At 42.9% G+C, this 12,688-nt stretch carries 12 protein-coding genes; 9 read left to right on the forward strand and 3 right to left on the reverse strand.

Features of this window, described 5'->3' with window-relative positions; genetic code table 11:
- Positions 1 to 14: 14 nt before the first annotated feature.
- Positions 15 to 2,846, forward strand: coding sequence for a 2-oxoglutarate dehydrogenase E1 component (locus tag C7H79_RS08955; RefSeq protein ID WP_106706938.1), 2,832 nt, complete (start codon positions 15 to 17; stop codon positions 2,844 to 2,846).
- A gap of 12 nt (positions 2,847 to 2,858) precedes the next feature.
- Positions 2,859 to 4,169, forward strand: coding sequence for a 2-oxoglutarate dehydrogenase complex dihydrolipoyllysine-residue succinyltransferase (gene odhB / locus C7H79_RS08960; RefSeq protein WP_172592392.1), 1,311 nt, complete (start codon positions 2,859 to 2,861; stop codon positions 4,167 to 4,169).
- Between the two features lie 142 nt (positions 4,170 to 4,311).
- Here the strand turns inward: odhB and C7H79_RS08965 are convergent, their stop codons facing one another.
- Positions 4,312 to 4,833: a DUF3617 domain-containing protein gene (locus C7H79_RS08965; RefSeq protein ID WP_106706940.1), complete on the reverse strand. Its 522-nt coding sequence runs from the start codon at positions 4,831 to 4,833 to the stop codon at positions 4,312 to 4,314.
- Between the two features lie 274 nt (positions 4,834 to 5,107).
- Here C7H79_RS08965 and C7H79_RS08970 point away from each other — a divergent pair, with 274 nt between their 5' ends.
- The 6 genes from C7H79_RS08970 (at position 5,108) to C7H79_RS08995 (ending at position 10,532) form a co-directional block, all read left to right on the forward strand.
- The gene (locus C7H79_RS08970; protein ID WP_106706941.1) at positions 5,108 to 6,883 is read left to right on the forward strand and encodes an SLC13 family permease; all 1,776 of its coding nucleotides are present in this window, start codon (positions 5,108 to 5,110) and stop codon (positions 6,881 to 6,883) included.
- Positions 6,884 to 7,062: 179 nt separating this feature from the next.
- Positions 7,063 to 7,317, forward strand: a complete 255-nt coding sequence (locus C7H79_RS08975; RefSeq protein WP_106706942.1) for a hypothetical protein — start codon at positions 7,063 to 7,065, stop codon at positions 7,315 to 7,317.
- 337 nt (positions 7,318 to 7,654) lie between these two features.
- A complete protein-coding gene (locus C7H79_RS08980) occupies positions 7,655 to 8,749 on the forward strand; it encodes an endonuclease/exonuclease/phosphatase family protein (RefSeq protein ID WP_106706954.1) in 1,095 nt (364 codons plus the stop codon).
- A gap of 464 nt (positions 8,750 to 9,213) precedes the next feature.
- Positions 9,214 to 9,690, forward strand: coding sequence for a DUF2726 domain-containing protein (locus tag C7H79_RS08985; protein WP_106706943.1), 477 nt, complete (start codon positions 9,214 to 9,216; stop codon positions 9,688 to 9,690).
- 168 nt (positions 9,691 to 9,858) lie between these two features.
- On the forward strand, positions 9,859 to 10,320 hold the full coding sequence (locus C7H79_RS08990) for a hypothetical protein (protein ID WP_106706944.1): 462 nt from the start codon (positions 9,859 to 9,861) through the stop codon (positions 10,318 to 10,320).
- A gap of 17 nt (positions 10,321 to 10,337) precedes the next feature.
- Complete coding sequence (locus C7H79_RS08995; protein WP_106706945.1) at positions 10,338 to 10,532, forward strand: VOC family protein; 195 nt, start codon at positions 10,338 to 10,340, stop codon at positions 10,530 to 10,532.
- 288 nt (positions 10,533 to 10,820) lie between these two features.
- On the opposite strand, the gene C7H79_RS09000 is transcribed toward C7H79_RS08995, so the two are convergent.
- Positions 10,821 to 11,147 (reverse strand): addiction module antidote protein, encoded by a 327-nt coding sequence (locus C7H79_RS09000; RefSeq protein WP_106706946.1) that lies wholly within the window; start codon positions 11,145 to 11,147, stop codon positions 10,821 to 10,823.
- Positions 11,140 to 11,343, reverse strand: a complete 204-nt coding sequence (locus tag C7H79_RS09005) for a type II toxin-antitoxin system RelE/ParE family toxin (RefSeq protein WP_106706947.1) — start codon at positions 11,341 to 11,343, stop codon at positions 11,140 to 11,142. Before C7H79_RS09005 ends, C7H79_RS09000 begins: the two co-directional genes overlap by 8 nt.
- A gap of 394 nt (positions 11,344 to 11,737) precedes the next feature.
- Here C7H79_RS09005 and C7H79_RS09015 point away from each other — a divergent pair, with 394 nt between their 5' ends.
- Positions 11,738 to 12,634 (forward strand): IS5 family transposase, encoded by an 897-nt coding sequence (locus tag C7H79_RS09015; protein ID WP_172592393.1) that lies wholly within the window; start codon positions 11,738 to 11,740, stop codon positions 12,632 to 12,634.
- The last annotated feature ends 54 nt before the right edge of the window (positions 12,635 to 12,688 follow it).

Below are 12,688 nucleotides of genomic sequence, written 5' to 3' on the forward strand. Positions count from 1 at the left end.
TTCTTGATAAATATATGAGCAAGCCGTTGATGGACGATACTCTTTTGTCTGGAACTAACGCTGGTTTCATAGAAGCGGTTTATGAAGAATATCTGCATAATCCTAATTCTGTCGCATTAGCCTGGCGTGAATACTTCGATAAACTGGCCAATCAGCAGAATCAAATTAGTACTAAACCGCCAGTGAATAATGTTGCCACTGCTACGGCTATGAAATCTTCCGGCATAGAAATTCAAGCCGCACTGCCGGAAGTAATGTCGATTGATTCTGATGATCGCAAGCAAGTGGCAGTGCTGCAGCTCATTAACATGCACCGCGGTCTCGGTCTTAATCAAGCCAATCTTGATCCTCTCGGGCTCAAGCAGCAATTGACCATCCCCGAATTGAATCCTGCGCATTTCGGGCTTACCGAAGCGGATATGGATAAAGTATTTAATACTGGTTCCTTAGTGGGTCCTGATCGTGCTTCGTTGCGGGAAATTTTGCAGATCCTGCGCGAGACCTACTGCGGCTCGATTGGTGCTGAATATATGTACATTTCTTCAGTTGAGCAAAAACGTTGGATACAGGCGCGATTGGAAGGGCAACGCTCCAATCCGGGTTTTTCAATTGAAGTTAAGCATCATATCCTTGAACGACTTACCGCAGCAGAGGGGCTGGAGAATTATCTGCACACTCGCTACGTGGGGCAGAAACGTTTTTCCGGCGAAGGTAATGAGAGTCTGATTCCGTTGCTGGATAACTTGATTCACCGTGCGGGGAAAGCGGGAATTCAACAAATTGTAATGGGTATGGCACATCGCGCTCGCCTCAATGTATTAGTGAATACTCTGGGGAAAATGCCCGCCGATCTGTTTCGTGAATTTGAAGAAAAACAACCGCAAGACCTGCCGTCGGGTGACGTAAAATACCACCAAGGTTTTTCTTCTGCCATCAAAACGCCTGAAGGTATCGTACGTTTAGCATTGGCCTTTAATCCTTCACATCTGGAAATTGTTAATCCCGTGGTCGAGGGTTCAGTGCGTGCACGCCAACATCTGTTAAACGACAAACTGGGAGATCGCGTGTTGCCGGTATTGATTCATGGTGATGCAGCGTTTGCGGGGCAGGGCGTAGTAATGGAAACTTTGAATCTATCGCAGACCCGCGGCTATGGTACCGGTGGAACGGTTCATATTATCATTAATAATCAAATCGGATTCACCACATCGGATCCACGCGACAGCCGCTCCACGTTGTATTGCACCGATGTCGCCAAAATGATTGAAGCGCCAATTTTTCATGTCAATGGCGATGACCCGGAAGCGGTCGTGATGGTGGCTGAACTAGCATTCGATTTTCGCATGAAATTTCATAAGGATGTCGTAATTGATATGGTATGTTTCCGTCGTCTTGGTCACAATGAACAAGATGAGCCGATGGTGACGCAACCGAGAATGTATCGGATCATCAACCAGCATCCCGGTACACGCCAGTGCTATGCCGATAAGCTGATCGCCGAAGGCGTCATCAAGCAGGAAGATGCAGATAATCTCATTCAAGCGTATCTTGACGCCATGGATGAAGGTGTCAATCCAAACAAGGCAGTTTTTTACGACTATAAATCTCCGTATGCTATCAATTGGGAACCCTTCTTAAAGCCTTTTAAATGGAATAAGCGAATTAAAACCGGTGTTGCGATGCAAGTACTGAAACAGCTCGCCATAAGGCTGACGGATATTCCTGAAGGTTTTAAACTGCATTCTCGGGTGGAGAAGATAATTGCTGATCGACGTTTGATGGGCAAAGGAGAATTACCGCTGGATTGGGGAATGGCGGAAAGTCTGGCTTACGCAACTTTGCTGAAGGATGGTTACCCGGTAAGATTATCCGGACAGGACTCGGGGCGTGGCACATTCTTTCACCGGCATGCGGTTTTGCATGACCAGATAGTTGAAGATCAAAACGAACCTATTTATATACCGTTACGCCACCTATATCCAGACCAGCCGGACTTCGTCGTGATTGATTCAATGCTGTCGGAAGAGGCTGTATTAGGCTTTGAATACGGCTATGCTACGACGCAGCCCAACGAATTGGTAATCTGGGAAGCGCAGTTTGGCGATTTTGCCAATGGTGCTCAGGTGGTGATTGATCAGTTTATCGCTTCGGGTGAAGCCAAGTGGGGGCGTGTATGCGGTTTGGTGATGATGTTGCCGCACGGTTACGAAGGGCAAGGCCCAGAGCATTCTTCCGCACGATTAGAACGTTTTCTGCAGCTATGCGCGGATTACAATATTCAGGTCTGTGTACCCTCGACACCCGCACAAATGTATCATTTGCTTCGCAGGCAAATGATCAGACCGATACGCAAACCGTTGATAATCATGAGCCCCAAGAGCATGCTACGTCATAAAGAATCGATATCGAGTCTGGATGAGCTGGCGCATGGATATTTTTATCCGGTTATTCCCGAAGCCGACAACTTGGATCTGGAAATTATTAAGAGGATTATCGTTTGCAGCGGAAAAATATACTATGAATTATTGGCTTACCGAAATGAACACGATATTAAAGATATAGCGATTATTCGCCTGGAGCAATTGTATCCGTTCCCACATGAGGAATTTCAAGCTGAAATCAACCGTTTCAACAATGCCAAAGATATCATTTGGTGCCAGGAGGAGCCTGGCAACCAAGGGGCATGGCATCGCATCCAGCATTATCTGCTGCGTCATATGCGGCCTGATCAGGAGTTGGGCTACGCACTGCGTGCTTCTTCAGCTTCACCGGCCGTTGGCTATATGGCAAGACATAAATTTACGCAGAATGAATTAATTGTGGCAGCATTCAGAGATAAAATCTAGAAAGAGGACATCATGCTAGTCGAAGTCAAAGTACCCGAGTTATCTGAATCCGTAGCTGAGGCTACTCTAGTTTCCTGGCTTAAAAAAAAGGGAGACTATGTCAATCGATCAGAGAATCTGATCGATATCGAAACTGACAAGGTCGTGCTGGAATTACCCGCTCCCAGTGCAGGCGTATTGACCAAAGTGCTAAAAAATGACGGCGCTATTGTGACCGGTGGTGAAGTCATCGGCATGATTGAAACCGAAGCTAACGATACTAAACCTGATCAATCGGAGAATGATAATAAATCAATCACCGCCGCAAAAAAAGAAACAACGAAGACTACTGGGAAAGGTACAAAAGAATCTGATGCTGAAGAAACAGTGAGTACTACTGAGAAAAAAACAGAAAACTCTAATGCTGAAGATATTGATCAAGCAACGCCCATGCTGATGCCGGCTGCGCGCAAATTAGCGGAGGAAATCAACCTTAAAGCCACAGAAATGACCGCGATAAAAGGAACCGGTATGGGCGGTCGTATTACCAAAGAAGATGTACAAGCGTATGTACAGCGTAAATCCAGCACATCCTTGGAAATTGAAGCCAAGCCTGGAGCCATCGTTACTTCTACAGCAAATGAGCGTACAGAGCGCAGAATTCCCATGTCACGGCTACGACAGCGAATTGCGGAACGCCTAGTAGAATCGCAATCTACTGCGGCGATTCTTACCACTTTCAATGAAGTCAACATGCAAGCGATCATAGATCTCCGTGCACGTTACAAAACTGAATTTGAAAAGGAATATGGTATAAAACTGGGCTTTATGTCGTTTTTTGTCAAAGCTGTCATAGCCGCACTCAAAAAATATCCCATTATTAATTCCTCGATTGAAGGCAATGAGATCATTTATCACGATTTCTACGATATCGGCATCGCTGTCGGTAGTCCTCGTGGACTGGTGGTACCTATCATTCGCGACGCAGATCGTTTAACGTTGGCGGAAATTGAGTTGCAGATTGGAGAATTTGCTAAACGGGCACAAAACGGAAAGCTGAGCATTGAAGAACTCAGCGGTGGCACATTTACAATTACCAATGGTGGCGTATTTGGTTCCATGCTTTCGACTCCGATCATCAATCCGCCCCAAAGCGCAATCCTTGGTATCCACGCCACCAAGGAACGACCCGTAGTCGAAAATGGACAAATTGTGATACGCCCGATGAATTATCTTGCCTTGTCCTACGATCATCGGATCATCGATGGACGGGAAGCGGTATTGTCTCTGATGACAATGAAAGAAGCACTGGAATACCCAATGAGTCCGCTACTTGAAAAGTAAACAAATCATTGCACGTGCTATCACCTTCGAGTTACACGAAAATTTCAATCGAATGAGATAAATTTTCCGCTCATCAGGGATGAAAAGTGGTAGGAAGATGCCAAGTCTCAAAAGTCGATGTAAAGCACTGCGATTCAATTTTTCATTGCAGGGGATTGACCGCTGTACAGCGGTCACCTACCCAGCGACCTGAGGTTTCAGCTGATGCATGTACCGGATTACCACCGACGGTACTGTCGAATTCGGTATTTCCCGTGAAGTTTTCCGGATTGATAAAACTACCTTCGGCAAAGCCATCTCCTTGAAAATGTTGATTGGAACATACCAGATCGAGCTGATAACGGTTACCAGTTCGGAAGGCATTTTTAACTGTACAACCAGAGCGATTTTCATAAAAGTAAGTAGGAATTTCCTGTTTAGCCATTTCTTCGGTGATACAAACTTTTGACGTAGCTGCGCCATTTTCAATTTCGGGTAGCTTCAGGCCATACCGACGAGCGAGGTCGCTGAGTTGCTGCATTTGCTCTGATGGAATATGTGGCACTAATGCCAAAAGATCTGAACGAGTGGTGACTTCCCATAATCCCGGGCGAATGTGTTGATGTGCAAAACTAGACGTCGTGAAGGCTAGTATCAACCAACTTGCAATAAAAATTTCACGCATAAGATGTCCTTACAGTGTTTCTTAAAATGATCAATCCGGCAAAAGTTTCTTTAATTCACGCCGATAAGTAGCAAATTGATCAATTAATATTGATCGCTATCCTTGTAAGTTTATCTGATTAGCAGATAACCTCACAGTATAAAGAATTCAATGCCCTAATCACTTCGCGCGGAACAGCATATAAGTTGTGATCATATCTTTATAATAATTAATTATTTATGTTCATAGTATTAACTGCTGTATATTTCACACTTTTGCTTGGAACGTAAAATATATGGAATGGCAAGGCTGGTTTACTTTAGGGTTATGTGTTGCTGTGTTGGCAACACTTATTTCTACTCGGGTTGGGCCTCATTTAATCATGATTGGGGCGCTGACGATATTGAGTGCAACCGGGATTCTGAGCAGTTCCGATGCATTAAGCGGTTTTAGTAATTCCGGCTTAATTACGGTCGCGGGCATGTTTGTGGTAGCAGCCGGTATGCATGCGTCCGGTGCGATTGACCTGCTGGTCAACACGTTATTGGGCAGACCTGCGACTCATCGCGCAGCGCTGAATCGCATGTTCTGGCCGATTGCATTTTTGAGCAGCTTTCTTAACAATACGCCGGTGGTGGCTACAATGATACCGGCAATTTATAGTTGGTCGCGAAAAATCGGAGTCTCACCTTCCAAGCTTATGATCCCGCTGAGTTATACGGCAATTCTCGGAGGTACAGTGACACTGATCGGAACAAGCACCAATCTGATTGTCAACGGCCAATATCAGGCACTGACCGGTGGACCAGGCTTTTCCTTATTTTCGATCACTGCGGTTGGGATACCGGTAGCGATAGTTGGTTTTTTATTTATGTGGCTATTTTTCCCTAAAATATTACCAGACCGCAATCAAGGCCAGGCTTTCTCCAATCTACGCGAATTTACACTGGAAGTTTCCATCGCGTCTGATGGGCCCTTGGTCGGAAAAACGATTGAACAAGCCGGGTTAAGGCATTTGCAGCGCGTATATTTGATTGAAATTGAACGTAACAGCACTGTATTGCCCGTTGTAACTGCTGATGAAGTGCTTCAAGGCGGGGATCGTTTGGTATTCGCCGGCGATACCGACGCAATATCAGATTTGCTGCGGATTAATGGCATTGTCCCATCTGCCGAGGAAGGGCAAGCGCAAACCTTTGCAGATCGGCATCCTGAACGGCGCCTGGTCGAAGCAGTGGTGTCGCCGCATTGTACTGCGGTGGGATATGCCATCCGCGATGCTCGATTCCGGGCCCGCTATGGTGCGGCAGTTTTGGCCGTAGCGCGGAACGGTGAGCGTATCAAAGGTAATCTCGGAAGTATTATTCTGCAAGCAGGGGATACGTTATTGCTGGAAGCAAGACCGGCTTTTGTAACCCGACAGCGCTATAACAAGGATTTTTTGCTTGTTAATGACCTGAATACGGAAACGCCGCGTCATGAGCGCGCTTATGTTGCCTGGATGATTTTATTGGGCGTAATCACAGCCGCAAGCTTTGAAGTGATTACTATGCTAAATGCTGCGTTGATGGGTGCCGGTTTGATGATTCTTTCCGGTTGCTGCACTGCCAATCAAGCCGAAAGAAGTCTTGATTTAAAAGTCATCATTACGATCGCAGCATCGTTTTCACTGGGCATGGCCTTGGAAAAAACCGGTGTTGCCAAATATCTTGCTGAAAATATTGTTGACCTCAGTGGAGGTACACCATGGGTGCTGTTAATTCTGACTTACATAACTATTTCATTGCTGACTGAAATCATTACCAATAATGCTGCAGCGCTTTTAATGCTGCCGATTGTACTGGAAATCACTGAGAAAGCCGACTTGAACAATGTGCCTTTTGTATTTGCCATCATGATGGCAGCCTCCGCTAGTTTCGCGACACCTCTGGGATACCAAACCAATATGATGGTCTATGGACCTGGCGAATATCGTTTTACCGATTTTATCAAAGCCGGCATTCCGATGAATATCGTCGCGGGCATTGTCACCGTCACGGTTCTATTGATTGGTTGGCCGCTGACCAAGTGATTTTTCTGAAATTTGTAAAATTAATGTTTCGTTCCAGTTTGAAACAGAAGTATTTTATACTGCAATAGATCGGTATTTGAGCGAAATAATGCATAGAAACTGTTTTATTTAAAAGACTCTGATGAAGGATTAGCTACTATAATCGTTGAAACAAACTTGGATGCTGGAGGTAATTGTATATGTCATTAAAAAACTCGATTAATGATTTTGGGACTTTTTTAGGCGATAAAGAATCGTTACTGGATAAGAATTATCCAAGAATCGCTGAAATGCTCAAATTACACTGGGGATACATTGAAATCTATCAATATATCAATAAATTGCTTATTGTTGACAAAGATAGGAACCGACAGGGCTTTCCAGTAGAAGCACTACAGGAAATTTATATATTACAAGAAATACACGAAAAATTATTTCCTGACATGCGAAAATAAAAACTCAATATCTTAACTGCTTCTATACCTATTTGTAGTAGCTCAGACTTGATCTGATTATCGAACTTACGGGAGATCCAAATTGCTCACACTTTGAGCTATGGCAGTCAAAGCACTTTACAAGTCGATCTGAATAATTAGCAAGTTTGCTACAACGATGATTGTACTCATGTAAGAAGAGTGTGCTATGGTCAAACATTATTTGATGAAAACGTGATTCAGCAGGATAAAATCACTACTTTGAGCAAATGATCTTAATCTGATAGTGGATTTTGCCAAATTGGGTAACTGTCAGACCAGACCGCAACCTCTACAGCAATTAGGTACAATTCAACTAATGTTAAGCACCTTCCAGATCATAACTGTAATATTAGTTATCCTGACAACACTGCCGTTCAGTCGCCATGAAGCATGGTGGATACGCGGTCTTGATTTTCCAAGATTACAACTTTTTCTGGCATTGCTGATTATACTTTTCCTGGAATTGATGCTGCTCGACTTATCATCGATTCAAACATGGGCAATAATTGTGATTGCATTGTTTTGCTTAGCCTACCAAGCTTGGTGGATTGTTCCTTATACGCGAGGATTCCCGCTGGAAGTGGAGGGAGCAAACGATTCAGATAACAAAAGGCGGATTAAAATTATTACCGCCAATGTCCTGATGACTAATCGGAATGCAAAAGCATTGATTGCCCTGATTCGTGAGTTTGAACCTGATATTCTGGTAACGCTGGAATCGGATATATGGTGGCAAAAGCAATTGGATATTCTGGAAGCTGATTACCCCTACACGATCAAATGCCCACTGGATAATCTCTATGGCATGCATGTCTATTCCAAGTTTTTAATGATGAATAGCCAAATTGAATATCTTGTCGAGCCGGACAAGCCGTCAATGCACGCACTAGCACTTCTGCCATCCGGGGATAGAGTCCGCCTTCATTTTCTACATCCTGCACCACCCAGTCCAACTGAAAATGATGAATCTTCAGAACGTGATGCAGAACTTGTGATCGTCGCCAAAAGTGTGGCCGATACCAACGTACCTGTTATCGTGACTGGGGATTTGAATGATGTGGCATGGTCTGAAACTACGCGGTTGTTCAGAAAAATCAGTGGATTACTTGACCCAAGAGTAGGCCGTGGCATGTTTAATACTTTTCATGCAGATTATTGGTTCTTACGCTGGCCGCTAGATCATCTGTTTCACAGCAAACACTTTTCGCTTCAGAATTTAAAAAGACTCAGCAACATCGGTTCGGATCATTTTCCACTTTATACTGAGCTTGTACTGACAGCTGACAACAGTAACGAAAATAATGGCCTGAACGCCGATATGGATGATTTAGTATGGGCTAAATTTAAAACAAAAGAACATAATGTCGACAAGACTGATGTTCCCCAACCAGAAAAACATTTGGTTAGCTAGTACAGTATTATTAATCAAATTTTCTTTTTCAAAACGATTGATTGCGCTTTAAATCTTCGCTGTATTTTTTCACAGCTTCATATTTATTTTTCATTTCATCGCGATCTGATTCAAGTTCGCGGATATACCTATCCATATCGATTTGAGCATCAGCATAGGCCCCGAGATCGTACCTTTCACCGCGTTTATATTAACACCTCCACATCTTTGAGCTGGACGTGCATTTTGTGTAAATAGGCTTCTTTGTTAGTCATTCTTTCTTCTTTAAAGAGAGGTTGAGAAAACAAATCGTAGTTGAAAGTCTTGAGGTAGTTCGATGGATCTAGCAAACACTTCTTCACTCTTATGCACTAACAATTGAATGTAATCATTGTTTTATTTCTCAATTCATATCCAAAAGCCTTTAAAGTAATATGATCCATGCCGATAATCATATTTGTTTCCTGTAAGAATAGTGCTTAGCTATGAACATAATTACAATTATTATTAAAACAATTACATCTTTCAAATTCCATTCCAAATCAAGACATTCTAAATATGAATCTCTTGAGGAAATACTTTCAAGTACCGAGTATTCTTTTTTTGTGGCGTTAAAAGAATCCCTATCAAAAGACTATGAAATATTTGCGAAGGTGCGTATTAATGACGTACTTACACCGGATGAGATTTTTACTATTCAAAATAGTAATGCTGCTATCTATCGAATACCCCCTAAACATTTTGATTACATCCTATGTGAGAAGCGCACACTCTCAGTAATTGCCGTTATCGTGCTGGACGATCGAAACCATATTCGGCGCGAAGCACGTGCCAAAAGCAGCTATGTAGAGAAAGCATGTGTAACTGCCGGTTTTAAGCTATTGCGCTTTCCAAGTCGATCAAATTATTGCTCTAAAGCGGTTAGAGATGTGATTTTAAATTCTTTGAACACGCCCACATGATAATCAATATTCTGTTTCAATATGCTTAAGCAGAATAGATTTTAACATGGTAGGGCTATATACTTGTCTGAAACAAAATGTATTTTTTAATATTGAAATAGTTTAATTTAAAAACATATGGCATGCTTTCGGAATGAATAGATATTGAATATAAGGATTACTAAAAACATGGGAATCAAAGAATCGCTTCAGCAAGTGAAAAATCCACTTACTATGATAGCTATTTTTGCTGGACTGGCAGAAATAGCTGCGACAGTGGTTCTACCAGTGCTAAATGGTGCGGTGCAAAGTACTTTTGTTTGGTACGTTATGCTTTTCCCGGTATTTTTGGTAGTGTGCTTTTTCATCACTCTCAATTTCAATCATAAGGTATTGTATGCACCAAGTGATTTCAAAGACGAACGTCATTTCTTTGATGAACTGCACGGAGACTTCACAGCAGAGACGAGTGAAATCGAAAAGCTCCGAAAATTTTGGAAACCGGATGGGGTTGTAGATAGATTTAACGAAAATCGATTGAAGCAATGGCTAAAAATAAGCGGCATTGATCCGGAATCAATAACATTTTTCCTAAGAAATAAAGCATTCTCTGACGCCCGAAAGAAAGCTGTAGAAGATCTTCAACTTTAAATACAGGAGTTATACCTATGTTGCCTACACAAAAAGAACGCGCGTTGACAGATATTCCAAATGATGAAGTTGATGAAGTAGTCAATGACTTTCAAAGTGAGGGTGCTAAGACTGTCAAAGAGCTTCAACCGAACGGAAATTGGACTGTTCGAGCTACCTTTTTTGATCCAGAAGGGTATCAAAAAAATAAGTCTAGCTTGTCTCGCAGATAAGGAATTTACTTTTTGACATACGTTTTTATACGGGTGCAAGTACTAGCATTATGTCGATGCCGAAAAAACATGTATGTCGATAATGAAAAATTATTCTTGTTTTTACCGTACAGTTAGAAAATCACTCAGTGATCCACATAGAAAAATGTTCAGAAACATAAAGCAGAAATTACCCAAAAAAACGGATTCTCTCCTAAAGCACCTACGATATCAATTGCCGATAATGTATATTATGTTAAATCGGTAACGAATTACAGTAAAAAGTTTGCGGCTTTCTAAACCTGAACACTACTTCGCATGAACATCTAATTTTTGCGGTGTAAGACAGTATCCCATAGCATTCATAATTGCATTAATACTTTCAAACCTGGGATTTCCTTCTTCTGATAGAGCTTTTTGAATACCATTACGTGTAATCCCTGTTTCCTGTGCTAATGCTGAGATACCTTTGACGCGAGCAATCATACGTAATTGAGAGAGCAAAGCCGCAGTACAACTATCCTTTGCGTATTCTTCGAAAGCAATAGACAGATAACCATCAATCTCTTCAGGATGATTACGGTAATACATTTCTTCAGTTTCATCCAATGTTCTGTAGGTACGTTTTTTAGCCATTGCCTCTATAATCCTTCCAATATTCCTTAGCACTTTTGATATCTCGGTCCTGACTGTCTTTATCACCACCACACAATAGAACAACGATATTATCGGCATCTTCACCAAAATAAACTCGGTATCCGGACCCGAAGAACATTCGGAGTTCTGAAATACCTTTGCCTACGGGCTCACAATCACCATGGCGTTGTTGAATAAATTAAACTTATCGGCGAGCAACGGCTTTATCGCATTAAGCGCAAATACACATATTTGGCACAGTTTCGTGGACACTAGCCGATTAGACCAAATTTTACAAAACGTCGGACTCCATGAAAACCAGCACACATCAAAAAATTATTTTTAACGAAAAGTGAATTTAAACGTTGTTTAAGAACAGCTGGCTGAAAAATCAAATATAGCCGTTTTTTTTCAGCAGAACCGTTTATGCTGCCATGCGGGTACATTTCCGGTGTTGTTGAATAAATCGAACTGTCGGTAAAAAGATGGCACATCTGGCATAATTCTGCAGGATTTCACTTGCAGAGAAGCCAATGCCTTACAAACACAACGAGAGCCGCCGTCATAAGATCGAAAAATCTCGTTATAAAGTGACGAACTGGCATGAGTATAACAACGGATTGCGGCGACGGGGTGATATCACGATTTGGTTTACGGGGGCGGCAATCGCTGAGTGGCGTCCCACCAGAACGGGAGCTCGCGGCAGGCCGCAGGAATATTCTAATCTCGCCATAGAAACAACTCTATTTATCCGCCAGGTCTTTCATCTTCCCTTACGTCAAACCGAAGGTTTTATGAACTCGCTTGCCGGTATCATGAAAGTTGACATCACCATTCCTGACTTCAGTAGCCTGTCCAAGCGCAGCATTAAGTTACCTCGGCATACCCTAACCAAAGCGATGGAACCGGGTAGTCTTGTTATTGTTGATTCAACCGGTCTCAAGGTTTACGGCAAGGACGAATGGCACCAGGAAAAGCACGGTGTTCCTGCTCGTCGTACATGGCGGAAGCTGCATCTTGCAGTTGATGAAAATCATCAACTGTTGGCGTGCGAACTCACCCCACCTGAAATAGGCGACCCCACTGCAATCCCGGATTTGCTTGCCCAAATTGATACGCCTTTTGAGACCTTTATCGCCGATGGTGCCTATGATGGCGAACCGATTTCCCATGCGGTTTTGAATCAGCAACCTAATGCACAAGTGATCATTCCACCACACAAGACTGCTGTCCGTTCAGCTGCAGGCGACACCCAGCGAGACGGTCATATCAAAGTGATTGACCAGCATGGACGCATTGCTTGGCAAAAGAAGACAGGATATGGTTTGCGCAACTATGCCGAACTTGCCGTGCAACGCTACAAGCGCATTTTTGGCAAAGCCATGAAAGCGCGTGCAGTCCCACAGCAAAAAACAGAAGCGTGGATTAGTGCGTCTGCACTCAACAGAATGACCAATTTAGGTATGCCGGTGTCTGTAAAATTCTAACAATTAACGGCAGAACGGAGCCATTGGGCTCATTTTGATTTATTCAACAACGCC

This window comes from Nitrosomonas supralitoralis, from assembly GCF_003011925.2.
Taxonomy (GTDB): domain Bacteria; phylum Pseudomonadota; class Gammaproteobacteria; order Burkholderiales; family Nitrosomonadaceae; genus Nitrosomonas; species Nitrosomonas supralitoralis.